13 protein-coding genes are annotated in these 14261 nt (G+C 71.6%); 5 read left to right on the forward strand and 8 right to left on the reverse strand.

Annotated features, from left to right (window positions below; genetic code table 11):
- Window positions 1–293 precede the first annotated feature (293 nt).
- The 5 genes from cseC to ACWD3I_RS47345 form a co-directional block, all read right to left on the reverse strand.
- On the reverse strand, window positions 294–1637 hold the full coding sequence (gene cseC, locus ACWD3I_RS47325) for a two-component system sensor histidine kinase CseC (RefSeq protein WP_365410533.1): 1344 nt from the start codon (window positions 1635–1637) through the stop codon (window positions 294–296).
- An 11-nt stretch (window positions 1638–1648) separates the two neighbouring features.
- Window positions 1649–2353, reverse strand: a complete 705-nt coding sequence (cseB, locus tag ACWD3I_RS47330) for a two-component system response regulator CseB (protein ID WP_365410530.1) — start codon at window positions 2351–2353, stop codon at window positions 1649–1651.
- Between the two features lie 101 nt (window positions 2354–2454).
- A complete protein-coding gene (locus tag ACWD3I_RS47335) occupies window positions 2455–3168 on the reverse strand; it encodes a hypothetical protein (protein WP_365410527.1) in 714 nt (237 codons plus the stop codon).
- Window positions 3153–3695, reverse strand: a complete 543-nt coding sequence (locus tag ACWD3I_RS47340) for a SigE family RNA polymerase sigma factor (RefSeq protein WP_046263315.1) — start codon at window positions 3693–3695, stop codon at window positions 3153–3155. Before ACWD3I_RS47340 ends, ACWD3I_RS47335 begins: the two co-directional genes overlap by 16 nt.
- 236 nt (window positions 3696–3931) lie before the next feature.
- Window positions 3932–4867 carry an HhH-GPD family protein gene (locus ACWD3I_RS47345; protein ID WP_365410524.1) on the reverse strand — a complete coding sequence of 312 codons (936 nt, stop codon included), beginning with the start codon at window positions 4865–4867 and terminating at the stop codon, window positions 3932–3934.
- 354 nt (window positions 4868–5221) lie between these two features.
- Between ACWD3I_RS47345 and ACWD3I_RS47350 the strand changes: the two genes are divergently transcribed.
- Window positions 5222–6052, forward strand: coding sequence for a hypothetical protein (locus tag ACWD3I_RS47350; protein ID WP_365410521.1), 831 nt, complete (start codon window positions 5222–5224; stop codon window positions 6050–6052).
- A gap of 103 nt (window positions 6053–6155) precedes the next feature.
- On the opposite strand, the gene disA is transcribed toward ACWD3I_RS47350, so the two are convergent.
- Together disA and radA are read right to left on the reverse strand one after the other, a co-directional pair.
- Complete coding sequence (gene disA, locus ACWD3I_RS47355; RefSeq protein WP_365410519.1) at window positions 6156–7280, reverse strand: DNA integrity scanning diadenylate cyclase DisA; 1125 nt, start codon at window positions 7278–7280, stop codon at window positions 6156–6158.
- 81 nt (window positions 7281–7361) lie between these two features.
- Window positions 7362–8771 (reverse strand): DNA repair protein RadA, encoded by a 1410-nt coding sequence (radA, locus tag ACWD3I_RS47360; RefSeq protein ID WP_365410516.1) that lies wholly within the window; start codon window positions 8769–8771, stop codon window positions 7362–7364.
- 198 nt (window positions 8772–8969) lie between these two features.
- Here radA and ACWD3I_RS47365 point away from each other — a divergent pair, with 198 nt between their 5' ends.
- On the forward strand, window positions 8970–10652 hold the full coding sequence (locus ACWD3I_RS47365) for a BACON domain-containing protein (RefSeq protein ID WP_451084422.1): 1683 nt from the start codon (window positions 8970–8972) through the stop codon (window positions 10650–10652).
- A gap of 149 nt (window positions 10653–10801) precedes the next feature.
- On the opposite strand, the gene ACWD3I_RS47370 is transcribed toward ACWD3I_RS47365, so the two are convergent.
- The gene (locus ACWD3I_RS47370; RefSeq protein WP_451084423.1) at window positions 10802–11653 is read right to left on the reverse strand and encodes a hypothetical protein; all 852 of its coding nucleotides are present in this window, start codon (window positions 11651–11653) and stop codon (window positions 10802–10804) included.
- 71 nt (window positions 11654–11724) lie between these two features.
- On the opposite strand from ACWD3I_RS47370, the gene ACWD3I_RS47375 reads away from it, so the two are divergent.
- From ACWD3I_RS47375 to ACWD3I_RS47385, 3 genes are all read left to right on the forward strand, one after another.
- Window positions 11725–12666 (forward strand): Ppx/GppA phosphatase family protein, encoded by a 942-nt coding sequence (locus ACWD3I_RS47375; RefSeq protein WP_365410511.1) that lies wholly within the window; start codon window positions 11725–11727, stop codon window positions 12664–12666.
- A 101-nt stretch (window positions 12667–12767) separates the two neighbouring features.
- Window positions 12768–13592, forward strand: coding sequence for a sugar phosphate isomerase/epimerase family protein (locus ACWD3I_RS47380; RefSeq protein WP_365410508.1), 825 nt, complete (start codon window positions 12768–12770; stop codon window positions 13590–13592).
- On the forward strand, window positions 13589–14194 hold the full coding sequence (locus ACWD3I_RS47385) for a TetR/AcrR family transcriptional regulator (protein ID WP_365410505.1): 606 nt from the start codon (window positions 13589–13591) through the stop codon (window positions 14192–14194). Before ACWD3I_RS47380 ends, ACWD3I_RS47385 begins: the two co-directional genes overlap by 4 nt.
- The last annotated feature ends 67 nt before the right edge of the window (window positions 14195–14261 follow it).

Consider the following 14261-nt stretch of genomic DNA (forward strand, 5'->3'; position numbering starts at 1 on the left):
CCCCGTCGGCCCTTGAGGGGCCTCGACCTCAAAGGCGGGAGGGGAGGGAGGGTGCGGGCTTGCCCTCGGAGGCGCGGGTGGGTGGGGGATCGGGATGGCAGGCCCTTGTTCTCGGACGCCGGACGGGCTGGAGGATGCGGGCTTGCCTTCAGCGGCGCGGGTGGGTGGGGGATCGGGATGGCAGGCCCTTGTTCTCGGACGCCGGACGGGCTGAGAGACACGGGCCGGTGCTGAGGGGGCGCGGCATGTCGCGGGGCGGTGGCCTCGAACGTCGGGCGGGCCGCGGTCCGGCCCTACGGCATCATCGGGTAGCTTCCCGTGTTCGTCGGTGCGTGTTCCGGTAGCCACAGGACGGCTACCGCGCCCTCTGCCGGGACTCCCTCGGGGGCGCCTGGGGGGCGGATGTTGCGGAAGGTGAGGCGGGCGCCGAGGACTCGGGCCTGGCCGGCGGCGATGGTCAGGCCGAGGCCGTGGCCGTGGCCCGCGCGGTCGGTGCTGCCGGTGCGGAAGCGGCTCGGTCCGTCGGCGAGGAGGTCCTCGGGGAACCCGGGGCCGTGGTCGCGGACCCGGATGACCCGGCCCTCGACGGTGACCTGGATGGGCGGTCTGCCGTGCCGGGCGGCGTTGGCGAGCAGGTTGAACAGCACCCGCTCCAGGCGCCGCGGGTCCGTCGTGACCATCGACTCGTGCACCACCCGGACGTCGATCTCCGGGTCCTTCGCCATCACCCGCCGGGCGACGAACTCGCCCAGCAGGATGTCCTGAAGCTCCGCCCGCTCGGACGCGCTGTCCAGCCGGGCCACCTCCAGGACGTCCTCGACGAGGGTGCGCATGGCCTTCGCCCGGTCCAGGACCAGCTCGGTCGGTCGGCCAGGGGGGAGGAGCTCGGCCGCCGTGAGCAGGCCGGTCACCGGGGTCCGCAGCTCGTGCGCGATGTCCGCGGTGACCCGCCGCTCCGCCTCCAGGCGCTGCTCCAACGCCTCCCGCATGGCGTCCACGGCGCTCGCGAGGTCGTCCGTCTCGTCCCGTACGACCCCGCCGATCGCGTCCCGCACCCGCACGTTCGTCTCACCGCTCGCGACCTCGTTGGCGGCGGCCGCGGCCTTGCGCAGCCGGCTCGACAGCCGGCCCCCGATGAGCACACCGAGCGCGCTGCCGCCGAGGACGACCGCGATGGAGCCGATCACCAGGGCCTGGTCCAGGTCCTTGAGGATGTCGGTGCTGCGGTCGGTGAACCCGGTGTGCAGGGACAGCACATTGCCGTCCTTGGCCGGTACGGCCGCCCAGATGTCCGGCGCTCCGCCCGGCCCGTCCGTCACATAGGTCGCCCGGCGTCCCTGCTCGACCTTGTGCCGCAGCGGCATCGGCAGCGACGAGTCGTTCTTCTCGACGTGCGGGAAGTTCGCCAGACCGGTCTTCTCGTAGTTGTTCTGGGCGATCTGGATGCGTTCGTCGGCGAGGTCGCGGGCGTTGTCCAGCATCGAGACCCGGGCGGCGTTGTGCACGACCAGGCTCAGCGCTATCGCGACCAGCGCGCCGACCAGCGCGATGGCCGCGCTGAGCTTCCACCTCAGTCCCGTACGGATGCCCGTACGCTCCAGCCGCGCCGGGACCAGGCGCCGAAGATTCCCCCGCATGTCCGCCCCGCTCAGGCCTTCAACTTGTAGCCGAAACCGCGGACCGTCTCGATCCGGTCCTGGCCGATCTTCGTACGCAGTCGCTGCACATGGACGTCGACGACGCGGGTGTCACCGCCCCAGCCGTAGTCCCACACCCGCTCCAGGAGCTTGTCCCGCGACAGGACCGTGCCCGGTACGGAGGAGAACTCCAGGAGCAGTCGCATCTCGGTCGGGGTGAGTGCCACCGGCTCCCCGGCCCGGCGCACCTCCATTCCCTCGGTGTCGATCTCCAGCTCGCCGAAGGACAGCACCCCGCCGTCGGCAGCCGCGCCGCTCTCCTCGGAGCGGTCACCGCCGCCCGCGTGCCCGAAGCGGCGCAGCACCGCGCGGATACGGGCGACCAGCACGGCACCGTCGAACGGCTTGGTGACGTAGTCGTCGGCGCCCGCCTCCAGGCCCAGCACCACGTCGATGGAGTCCGCGCGCGCCGACAGCATGATCACCGGCACGGTCGACTCGTCCCGGATGCGCCGGCACAGGCTGACGCCGTCCAGGCCCGGGACCATGACGTCCAGCAGGGCGATGTCGGGGCGGTCGGCGCGGAACGCCTCCAGGCCCGACAGTCCGTCGGGCATGGCGGTGACCGCGAAGCCGTCCCGCTCCAGGGCGAGTTGGGTGGCCTCGCGGATGACGTCGTCGTCCTCGACGAACAGAACGTGGGTCTGGTCTGCCATCCCGCTGCTCTCTGTCCTCGTGTCGCTGTCTGGGTGTGTCGCTGTCTTTGGGGGAGTCGTGGTGCCGTTGACAGGTGATCGGATCGTAGGCCCCGATCGGTTCACTCCGAGGGAGACGGGGTGGGTCCGAGGTCGCCGAGCTCATTGTGCGCGTACCGCACTTTGACGAAGTGGCCCGACGACGACCACCGGTAGGTGATCACGTCCTCGCCGGACGGGCTCGACACCGGGTCGCCCTTCTCGTACAACTGCCTGCTCACCACCAGGTTGCCGCCGCTGTCTATCTCCGCGTAGACCGGGGACTCCTCGGCGCTGAACACATTCTCGTACGCGCCGCCCTCCTCGTGATACACGTACGAGCCGACACCGACGCCGTCGCCGCAGGTCAGCACGTTGACCACGACATCGTCCGACGAACCTCCGGTCAGATCGCCGTAGGCCACGTCGAGCGGGTACTCGTCCGCGACGCACGGCTTGAGGTCGTCCTTGACCTCCGCCGAGACCAGCGGGTCGCTCTTGACCAACTTGACCGCTGCCGTATGACTCAGCGAGTCGGAGCCGGAGTCGGACGTGTAGGCAGAGGGCGCGGAGGCAGGGGCGCTGGAAGGCGAGGCCGAGGCGGCGCCCCCCGCCGCCATGTCGGTGCTCGACGAGGACTCGACGAAAGCCGGCCCCTCGTCACGGGTGCCGGTGCCGCCGGTGGCGCAGGCGGAGACGAAAAGGGCGAGGGCGGCGAGCACGGCCACCGCCGTGAACGCCGCCTGCAAAGTGCCCCGGCCCGGTGAGGGGTCCGCGTCGGTCAGGCCGCCGTGCAACGCTCCCGCTCCTCACGCTCCAGCGCGCGTGCGTCCAGATCGCGGCTCTCCAGCTCCTCGCGGAGCCTGGCGAGGGCCCGGTGCAGCGTGCTCTTGACCGTTCCGGCCGACATGCCGAGGGCGGCGGCCGTCTCCTCCGTGGACATCTGCTCCCAGTGTCGCAGCACGACCACGCTGCGCTGCTTCGGGGCGAGCACTTTCATGATGTCCATCAGCAGGGCGCGGTCCGCGTGCTGCTCGGTGGCGTCGTCGACCGAGGCATCCGGGAGCTGCTCGGTCGGCACCTCCTCCAGCTTGCGGGCCCGCCACCACTCGGTGCGGGTGTTGATCATGACCCGGCGCAGGTAGGCGTCCGCGAGCCGCTTGTCCGCGATGCCGTCCCAGCGGTGGTACGTCCGTGCCAGCGCCGTCTGCAGGAGGTCCTGGGCATCGACCGGGTCCGGGACCAGGCGACGGGCGCTGCGCAGCAACGCGTCCTGCCGGGTGCGGACGTACTCCTCGAACTCGAGCACCTCGCCCTGCGCCATGATCGACCGCCTCCATCCCCGTTTCCGACCCGCCCGCTGCCGGTTCTCCATTGCCTGTGTGCCGCTCTCCTGCGGTACGCCAATGAAGCTACGGAGCGGTTGTCACGGGGCTGTGCGGGACAGCGCGCGGCCAGCGCTCGGCTGTCCGTCGGTTGTGTAACGGAAGTAGGAAAGGGGTAAACCGGCGCACCGAATAGCGCCGGTTCAGGGTGATTTGGCGGTGTGGGGCGGCGCTGTTACGTCAACGGCAGCCGATACAAACCACCGGACAGGGGCTCGACAAGCCCGTCCGCGACGAGTCCGTCGAGCGCTCGCGCGCGCTGCACCGGCTCGTGCCACACCCGGTCGAGCGCGGTCTGCGGCACGGGCGCGTGGGCCTCGCGCAGGACGGCGAGGAGCTTGCCGCGGACCTGGCGGTCGGTACCGGCGTACGTCTGTCCGCGCCGCGGCGGACCGTCGTGCTCCGGCTTGCCCGCGAGCCGCCAGGCGCACTGGGCGGCGATCGGACAGTGGTGGCAGGACTCGTTCCTGGCGGTGCACACCAGCGCGCCGAGCTCCATGGAGGCGGCGGCCCAGCGGGCGGCCGTCCGCTCCTCCGTCGGCAACAGGGCGCGGGCCAGCTTGCGTTCGGCGGCGGTGGTGGCGTTCGGCGGGTACTGCACGCCGGTGACGGCCCGCGCGAAGACACGGCGGACATTGGTGTCGAGGACCGCGTGACGCTGTCCGTACGCGAAGGAGGCGACCGCCGCGGCCGTGTACTCCCCGATGCCGGGCAGCGCGAGCAGCTGGGAGTGGTCGGTGGGTACGTCGCCGCCGTGCCGTTCGGTTATCGCGACGGCCGCCCCGTGCAGGCGCAGGGCGCGACGCGGATAGCCGAGCCGGCCCCACGCGCGCACGGCCTCACCGGGGGCCTCCCCGGCGAGGTCGGCGGGGCGCGGCCAGCGGGCCAGCCACTGCTCGTACACCGGCAGGACGCGGCTGACCGGCGTCTGCTGCAACATGAACTCGCTGACCATCACCCCCCACGGTCCGGCCTCCGGGCGCCGCCACGGCAGATCGCGGGCGTGCTCGTCGAACCAGTCGATGACGGGGGTGTGCAGGTGCTCTCCGCCGGGAGACTCGGAGAGGGTGTCGGAGGGGCTGCTGTGCGGGGGCTTCGTGGGCGCAGTCATGGCCTTCCGATCCTGCCATGCGGGGGAGGGGGCGCGTGGGATGCGCCACCCCTCAGGGGTACGGCGGGGAGGGGCGCGTGGGGGCAGTGCTGGAGAGAGGCGGCGCCTGACGAGCGGAAGTGGCGAGTCTCGGCGGTGTGCCGTACCCACGTAGGAGTGTCATACGGGGAGAGCGGTGATGTCACGGAGGGTAGGCGGCAGACGGAAACGGTCACGCCCCGCGATCATGGCGCCCCCGGGCCGGTGAGGGCGGCCGCGTGAGACGCCGTCTCCGGAATGATGATCCGGAAAAGTTGTGGTCCCCGGCGGCGGGTAGGGGCGGCGAAGGCGCCGATCTCTCGTACAGTTTGCGCCGTGGGATCTCTGCGCAATCCGGTCGGGCCGCTTCCCTCCACCATCTACTGGCGACGGAGGGCCGTACTGCTGTCCGTGCTGGCCCTGTTGGCGTTGCTGATCGCCTGGGTCGTCTCCTCGGGCGGCGGTGGAGGCAACAACGGTGCCGACGGATCCAACGACAAGAATCCCTCGCCTTCGACCATCACGCCGGGGCCGAGCGGCTCCGGGCCGGCGATCAGTCAAGCGCCGGGCGGGCGCGACGAGTCGACGCCGGGCGGGGGCTCCGGGGGAACGGGGTCGGGGCCGGGGTCGGACGACGGTTCCGGTGAGGGTTCCCCGACTTCCGGTACGGGGTCCGGCTCCGGCGGGTCCGAAGGTGCGGCCGGTGGCGGCGGCGCGGGCAGCGGGGTCGGGCAGGACGACACCCTTCCGGCGGGGTCCGGGTTGCCCAACTGTGCGGCCGGGTCCGTGAAGTTGACCGTGAGCAGCTTCCGCAACGGGTACGGGCCGGGCGAGACGCCGGCGCTGCTGCTGACCGCGGCGAACTCCTCCGGCGGTGACTGCAAGGTCGATCTCGGGCCGAAGAGCGCGGTGTTGACGATTACCGAGGCTGCCGAGGACGACGAGTACTGGTCCTCCGCGGACTGCCCGAAGACCGCGGCGAGCCTGGTGTTCCGGGTGCCCGCGGGGAGCAGCATCACGTACACCGTGAAGTGGGACCGGAAGCCGAGTGCTCCGCAGTGTGCGACGCCGCCGGCGGGGTCTGCGGGTGCGGGGACGTATCTCGTGGAGTTGACCGCGCCGGGGTACGCGAAGGTGCAGACCTCGTTCGTGTTGGAGAGCGACTGATGTAGGGGCGCGAGAGGTTGTCGGTCGGCTGCGGGCGACTTGTGGCCGGTCGCGCCCGCGCGGCGGAGCCGCACATCGATCCGGCCCCGCGCTCCTTGGGTTGCTACACGTACCGTTCCAGGATCGAGCTCTCCGCCAGCCGCGACAGCCCTTCGCGTACGCTCCTCGCCCGCGCCTCGCCGACCCCGTCCACCGTCTGCAGGTCGTCCACGCTCGCGGCCAGCAGCTTCTGCAGGCCGCCGAAGTGTTCCACCAGCCGGTCGATGATCGCGCCCGGCAGTCGCGGCACCTTCGCCAGCAGCCGGAAGCCTCGCGGCGAGACCGCCGAGTCCAGCGCCTCTGGAGAGCCGGTGTAGCCCAACGCCCGTGCCACCGTGGACAGTTCGAGGAGCTCGGCGTGGGTGAGAGCGTTGAGCTCGTACAGGGCCTCGTCGACCGTGCGGGAGCGCTTGGCCGTGGGCTCGGGGACGTAGTCCCGGACCACCAGCTCGCGCTCGGGCTCCACGCCGGCGATCAACTCGTCGAGCTGGAGGGCGAGGAGACGTCCGTCGGTGCCGAGCTCGAGCACGTACTCGGCGATCTCCGTCGCGATGCGGCGGACCATCTCCAGTCGCTGCGCCACCGCCGACACGTCCCGGACCGTCACGAGGTCCTCGATCTCCAGCGCTGACAACGTTCCCGCGACCTCGTCCAGGCGGAGCTTGTAGCGCTCCAGGGTCGCCAGGGCCTGGTTCGCGCGGGACAGGATCGCCGCCGAGTCCTCCAGGACGCGGCGCTGCCCGTCGACGTAGAGGGCGATCAGACGCATGGACTGGGAGACCGACACCACCGGGAAGTCGACCTGCTTGGAGACGCGGTCCGCCGTGCGGTGGCGCGTGCCCGTCTCCTCCGTGTGGATCGTCGGGTCGGGCACCAGTTGCACACCCGCCCGCAGGATCTTCGATCCGTCCGTGGAGAGCACGATGCCGCCGTCGAGTTTGCACAGCTCACGCAGACGCGTGGCCGTGAACTCGACATCCAGCACGAAACCGCCCGTGCACATCGGCTCGACGGTCTTGTCGAAACCGAGCACGATGAGTCCGCCCGTGTTGCCGCGGAGAATCCGCTCGAGGCCGTCGCGCAGGGCCGTGCCGGGTGCCACGGCGCTCAGTGAGGCGCGCATCAGGCCCTCGGCACCGGAGCTCCCACCGGACTTTCCGGGAGCTGCTGCCCGGTCGTTGGCTGCCACTGCACTCCTCCGGTCGCAGGTTCTGGCCCGCTCCCGTTTCGCACCTTCGGTTCGTACGGACGGGCGAGACCAGGGCAAAGTCTACCGGCGCTTCTCCTCGTCCCGTGGGGCGTCTCGCCGACGCGACCGCGGAAGGACCCTCAGGGCCTCTCCTATGTCGGCGACTTCCAGGACCTTCATGCCGGCAGGGATCTTGCCCGGGTCGCCCGGTACGAGCGCGTGGGTGAAGCCCAGACGGTGTGCCTCGGCGAGCCGGCGCTGGACCCCCGTGACCCGTCTGACCTCGCCCGCAAGGCCTACTTCGCCGATCGCGACGAGGTTCTTGGGCAGCGGGGTGTCGCTCGCCGCCGACGCCAGCGCGAGGGCGATGGCGAGGTCCGCGGCCGGCTCGGACAGCTTCACTCCGCCGACCGTCGCGGAGTAGATGTCTCTCTTGCCGAGCGCACTGATCCTGCCTCGCTGCTCCAGGACGGCGAGCATCATCGAGACACGGGAGGTCTCCAGACCCGAGGTCGTACGGCGAGGTGAGGGGATCTGTGAGTCGACGGTGAGGGCCTGGACCTCGGCGACCAGCGGGCGGCGGCCCTCCAGGGTGACCGTCAGACAGGTACCGGGGACCGGTTCGTCACGACGGGTCAGGAAAAGTCCGCTCGGGTCGGTAAGGCCGGTAATGCCCTCGTCGTGCAGTTCGAAGCAGCCGACCTCGTCCGTCGCGCCGTACCGGTTCTTGACGCCGCGGACCAGACGCAGGCGTGCGTGCCGGTCGCCCTCGAAGGAGAGCACCACGTCCACGAGGTGCTCCAGCAGACGCGGGCCCGCGATGGCGCCGTCCTTGGTGACATGGCCGACGAGGAGGGTGGACATGCCGCGGTCCTTGGAGGCGCGGATGAGCGCGCCCGCCACCTCCCGCACCTGGGCCATGCCGCCGGGGGCGCCGTCGATCTCGGGGGACGCGATCGTCTGCACGGAGTCGAGGATCAGCAGGGACGGCTTCACCGCGTCCAAGTGGCCCAGGACCGCGGCCAGGTCGGTCTCCGCGGCGAGGTACAGATGGTCGTCGATGGCCTTGATGCGGTCGGCGCGCAGCCGGACCTGGCTGGCCGACTCCTCACCCGTGACGTACAGGGTGCGGTGCTCGTCGCTGGCCGACTTGGCCGCCACGTCGAGGAGGAGGGTCGACTTTCCCACGCCGGGCTCGCCCGCGAGCAGGACGACCGCGCCGGGTACGAGTCCGCCGCCGAGCACCCGGTCCAGTTCGGGTACGCCGGTGGAGCGGGCGGTGGCCGTGCGGCCGTCGACCTGGCCGATGGGCACGGCGGAGGTGGTGACACGGCCCGGGGCCGTCGTACGCACCGCGGGCGCGCCGTACTCCTCGACGGTGCCCCACGCCTGGCATTCGGGGCAGCGGCCGAGCCACTTCGCCGTCTGCCACCCACATTCCGTGCAGCGGTAGGCGGGTCGGTCCTTGGCGGTCTTCGTACGGGCAGCCATGCACGAACCGTAACGGCCGACACTGACAAAGCCCGTCGGAGGCGGTGAGCGCCCGGTGTCATCCGGCCACCGACGTCAAGAACAGGCCACGGAATCAAGGGTTCCTGTCCCCTTATGAGGGATCGTTTCACCCGTACGGAGTAAAAGTGCTCAAGGGGGAAGAAGGGGCCATCGCCCGCACCCTACGGTCCACGGGTGATGAGCAGCAGTCCGGAGACCTCGACCCGCACCACCGGCGCGCACCGGGCGCAACGGGAGGCGCGTGACCGCGGTGCGGCGCGCACGCTGGCGCAGCGAACGCCGGCGCGCTACGAACCGTATCTGGACGGCCTGTTCACCTACTGCCTGTCCGTGCTGTGCGACCACGACGCGGCCACCGCCGCGCTCGGCGACGTCCTCGCGCTCGCCGAGCGCCGCCGGGGTCCGGAGGCGGCCGGGGACCGCCGGGCCTGGCTGTACGCGCTGGCCCGCTGGGCGTGTCTGCGCAAGCTCGCCGAGGCCAAGCAGAAACGTCAGGCCACCCACGCGGCGGGCCGGCACCATGCCGAGAAGCAGGCTGCCCCGCCCGTCTCCGAGGAGGCCCAGGAGGAGCGCCGGCGCGAACTCGCCCTGCTGGCCTGGCCGGAGGCCGCCGGCACCACCCCGGAGCAGCGCGAGGCGCTCGAACTCGCCGTACGCCACCACCTCGCCGCCCACGAGGTCGCCGCCGTCCTCGGCATGGACCTGGCCGCCGCCCGTGAACTGCTCGCCTCCGCCGCCTGTGAGGTCGAGCGCACGCGCGCGGCCCTCGCCGTCGTGGAGACCGGCACCTGCCCGAGCGTCGCCCGTCTCACCGGCGACCATCAGCTGGTGATCGGCACGGCCCTGCGCCGCGAGCTCGTACGGCATGTCGACGACTGCCCACGCTGCCGCCGTACCGCCGAGCGCGCGGTCGCCGGCCGCTGGCCCGGAGCGATGATCACCCCCTCCGAACTGCCCGTCCTGCAGGCCCCGCGCGCGACGCTGCACGTCGCCATGGCGCACTTCTCCCGTGCGTCCGCGCCGCGCTTCGACCGGCGCGGCTTCCCGATGGACCCCAAGGACCGCGCGGCCCGCCGCGACCGCCTCCGCGCGCGTGCCGTCACGACGACCGTCGTCGCCACCGTCGTGGCAGCCCCCGTGCTCGCCCTGTGGGCCGCCTACCGGGGCACCCCCACCGCCGAGGGCGCCGAGGGGCGCTCGGCCAGCGCCAGCGAGGCGCACGGCCCCGACAGCCTGGACGGCGAGGCCACGGGCGGCTACGAGAACGCCGGAAACGCCAGCACCCGGCCCGCAGACCGCTTCACCAAGGGCGACAAGCCCGACGTATCGGTGAAGGTCATCAGTGTCACGGGCGCCGGCAAGAAGGGCGCCGGACAGCTGGAGGTCGCCGCCGGCAACAGCGGCGACACCACACTGATCACCCTCACCGCCACCGGCGACGCCCCGGTCCGCTGGTCCGCGAGCACCGGCGCCGCCTGGCTCTATCTCAGCCAGTCCTCGGGAACCCTCGAACCCGGCGAGTCGTTGACGATCAAGGTGTACGTCGACCATCTGCGCGAGCCGTCCGGCTACTGGAGCGCGCGCGTGGCCGTCTCACCCGCCGGCGCCGTCGTCTCCATCGAGGGCTACGGCACCGCGCCCACCCCGACCGACCCCGGCACCCCCGTCGACCCGCCCCCGTCCACCCAGGACCCGGACCCGACCCCCACGACCTCGGCCCCCACGGACCCGGCCCCCAGCGATCCGCCGCCCTCGACGTCCCAGCCGGACCCGACGCCGACGGATCCCACCCCGTCCGACCCGGCGAGCTCGGCGCCCCCGCCCAGTGACAGCGGCGACCCGAGCCCGTCCACGTCGTAGCCGTGGATCCGGCGCACGGTCACGGGGCGGGCCGGAGGGATTCGGCCCACAGGACCGGCCGGACGCGGCCGGTCCACAGCGCCCGCCGGGTGCGGTCAGCCCTCAGCGTCGGCCACATGCGGCCGCTTCACGGAGCCGGCCGGACGTGGTCAGCCCACGGGGTCGGCCGGATGCGGCGCCAGCAGCGGCAGCTGGGAGGCCAGCCGCTCCTCGCAGAGCTCGACCAGCCGGTCGTAGCCCGCCTTGCCCATCAGCTCGGTCAGCTCCGGCCGGTAGGAGACGTACACCGGGTCGCCCGCGCCGTGCGCCGAGGTCGCCGATGTGCACCACCAGTGCAGATCGTGGCCGCCCGGACCCCAGCCGCGGCGGTCGTACTCACCGATCGACACCTGGAGCACCCGGGTGTCGTCGGGCCGGTCGATCCACTCGTAGGTCCGTCGCACCGGCAGCTGCCAGCAGACGTCCGGCTTGGTCTCCAGCGGCTCCCGGCCCTCCTTGAGCGCCAGGATGTGCAGCGAGCAGCCCGCGCCGCCGGCGAAGCCGGGCCGGTTCTGGAAGATGCACGAGCCCTTGTAGGGGCGGGTCTGGCGGTCGCCGTCCTCGTCCTCCGAGATCCAGCCGCCCTCCGTGCCCTCGTCGTGGAACTGCCAGATCTCCGGAGTGAGCCTGGCCACATGCCCGGCGACCCGCTTCTCGTCGTCCTCGTCGGAGAAGTGGGCACCCAGAGTGCAGCACCCGTCGGCCGCGCGGCCCGGCTGGATGCCCTGGCAACCGCTGCCGAAGATGCAGTTCCAGCGAGAGGTCAGCCATGTCAGATCGCACCGGAAGATCTGTTCGTCGTCCGCCGGATCAGGGAACTCCACCCATGCGCGCGCGAAATCGAGCCCCTTCTCGTCGGCTGCCGGGGCCTGCTTCGACTTCTTCGGTGACTTCACCGGCGACTTCGCCTGCGAAGAACCGCTGGAAGATTTGTCGGTCTTCGCCTTTTTCGTCTTTGGCACGCGTCCAGGGTAAGACGCTTGGCAAGACTCCGGATACGGCCGACCGCGCAGGTGGCAGTAGCGTTCCGTACATGAGACTCGGTGTCCTCGACGTGGGATCGAACACGGTGCATCTGCTGGTGGTGGATGCCCACCCCGGCGCGCGCCCGCTGCCCGCGCACTCGCACAAGGTGGAACTGCGCCTTGCCCAACTCCTCGACGAGGGCGGCGCGATCGGCCCCGAGGGTGTCGACAAGCTCATCGGTGTCGTCAAGGAAGCCCTTCAGGCCGCCGAGGACAAGGGCGTCGAGGACCTGCTCCCGTTCGCCACGTCCGCGGTGCGCGAGGCCAGCAACGCCGACGACGTCCTCGCGCGCGTGCACGCCGAGACCGGCGTCGAGCTCCAGGTCCTCACCGGCGCCGAGGAGGCCCGCCTCACCTTCCTCGCCGTCCGCCGCTGGTTCGGCTGGTCCGCCGGAAAGCTGCTGGTCCTCGACATCGGCGGCGGCTCCCTGGAGATCGCGTACGGCATCGACGAGGAGCCCGACGCGGCGGTCTCGCTGCCGCTGGGCGCGGGCCGTCTGACGGCGGGCTGGCTGCCCGGCGACCCTCCGGACCCCGAGGCCATAAGGGCGCTACGACGCCATGTCCGCGCCCAGATCGCCCGCACCGTCGGCGAGTTCGCCCGCTTCGGCGCCCCCGACCACGTCGTCGCCACGTCCAAGACCTTCAAGCAGCTGGCCCGCCTCGCCGGCGCCGCCCGCTCCACCGACGGCCTGTACGTCCAGCGCGAGCTGAAGCGGGAGTCCCTGGAGGCGTGGGTGCCACAGCTGGCGGGGATGACGGTGGCGCAGCGCGCCGAGCTGCCCGGGGTCTCGGAAGGCCGTGCGGGGCAGCTGCTCGCGGGCGCGATGGTGGCCGAGGGCGCGATGGACCTGTTCGGCGTGGAGAACCTGGAGGTCTGTCCGTGGGCTTTGCGGGAAGGCGTCATTCTGCGGCGACTTGATCACATGGGATCCGCTGTGGGCACCTGAGGGCCGCGGGGAACCCGTACCCCCGACCCGCCTATGGCGATCGCCACAACGGCGAACAGGCGCCCCGCACCCCACCCGTCGCAACCCTTAGGCTGACCCCCGTGGCAGAACCAGTCGTACGGATCCCGGATGCGAAGGTCGCGCTCTCCACGGCCTCCGTGTACCCGGAGTCCACGGCGACGGCCTTCGAGATCGCCGCGCGCCTCGGATACGACGGTGTCGAGGTCATGGTGTGGACCGACCCGGTGAGCCAGGACATCGAAGCCCTGCGCCGCCTCTCCGACTACCACCAGATCCCGATCCTCGCCGTACACGCCCCGTGCCTGCTCATCACCCAGCGCGTGTGGTCCACCGACCCCTGGGTCAAGCTCCAGCGCGCCCAGGCGGCCGCCGAGAAGCTCGGGGCGTCCACGGTCGTCGTCCACCCGCCGTTCCGCTGGCAGCGTCAGTACGCCCGCGACTTCGTGAGCGGTATCTGGCGCATGGCGAACGAGACGGACGTCCGCTTCGCCGTCGAGAACATGTACCCCTGGCGCTACCGCGACCGCGAGATGCTCGCGTACGCCCCCGACTGGGACGTGACGAAGGAGGACTACCGTCACTTCACGATCGATCTCAGTCACTCGGCCACGTCCCGTTCCGACGCGATGCAACTGGTCGACCGCATGGCAGACCGCCTCGGCCACGTCCACCTCGCCGACGGCCGGGGCTCGGCCAAGGACGAGCACCTCGTCCCCGGCCGCGGCACCCAGCCCTGCGTCGAGCTGCTGGAACGTCTCGCCCTGACCGGCTTCGACGGCCATGTCGTCATCGAGGTCAACACCCGGCGGGCGATGTCCAGCGCCGAACGTGAGGCCGATCTGGCGGAGGCCCTGGCCTTCACGCGGCTGCATCTGGCCTCCGCGGTGAAGGTGCCGCGGCCATGACCGGCATCACCTCGCGGAAACGGGGCCGCCCGCCCGGTACGGAATCGGCCGACACCCGCGACCGCATCCTGACCGCGGCCCGCGAGGAGTTCTCCGAGCGGGGCTACGAGAAGACCTCGGTGCGCGGCATCGCCAAGGCGGCGGGGGTCGACTCGGCCCTGGTCCACCACTACTTCGGCACCAAGGAACAGGTCTTCGAGGCGGCCGTCGAAGTCGCCTTCTCGCCGGCCCTGAAGGTGCGGGACGTGGTCCTCGAAGGTCCCCTCGAGGATGTCGGCGAGCGCATGACCCGCTTCATCTTCGGGCTCTGGGAGAACCCGGTGACCCGTAAGCCGCTGCTCGCGATCATCCGGTCCGCGGTGAACAACGAGGCCGCGGCGACCGTCTTCCGCCGTCTCGTCGCCACGCAGCTGATGCGCCGGATCGCCGGCGAGCTCGACACCCCGGACGCGGAACTGCGCGCCGAGCTCGCCGCCGCGCAGCTGGTGGGGGTCGCGATGATGCGGTACGTGATCAGGATCGAGCCGGTCGCATCGGCGGACGTGGAGCAGATCATCGTGCGGGTGGCGCCGGTGGTGCAGGGGCATCTGACGAACCCGTGAGCGCCTTGTGAGGTGAGACGGCCGTCCCGTATCGCGGACACGGTGTCCGCCCCCTGGATGACCGGCG

The organism is Streptomyces sp. NPDC002817, from assembly GCF_053592055.1.

Coding starts and splice junctions, on each gene's coding strand:
- cseC (WP_365410533.1), bottom strand. CDS start 1,637: ATGCGGGGGAATCTTCGGCGCCTGGTCCCGGCGCGGCTGGAGCGTACG.
- cseB (WP_365410530.1), bottom strand. CDS start 2,353: ATGGCAGACCAGACCCACGTTCTGTTCGTCGAGGACGACGACGTCATC.
- ACWD3I_RS47340 (WP_046263315.1), bottom strand. CDS start 3,695: ATGGCGCAGGGCGAGGTGCTCGAGTTCGAGGAGTACGTCCGCACCCGG.
- ACWD3I_RS47345 (WP_365410524.1), bottom strand. CDS start 4,867: ATGACTGCGCCCACGAAGCCCCCGCACAGCAGCCCCTCCGACACCCTC.
- radA (WP_365410516.1), bottom strand. CDS start 8,771: ATGGCTGCCCGTACGAAGACCGCCAAGGACCGACCCGCCTACCGCTGC.
- ACWD3I_RS47365 (WP_451084422.1), top strand. CDS start 8,970: ATGAGCAGCAGTCCGGAGACCTCGACCCGCACCACCGGCGCGCACCGG.
- ACWD3I_RS47375 (WP_365410511.1), top strand. CDS start 11,725: ATGAGACTCGGTGTCCTCGACGTGGGATCGAACACGGTGCATCTGCTG.
- ACWD3I_RS47385 (WP_365410505.1), top strand. CDS start 13,589: ATGACCGGCATCACCTCGCGGAAACGGGGCCGCCCGCCCGGTACGGAA.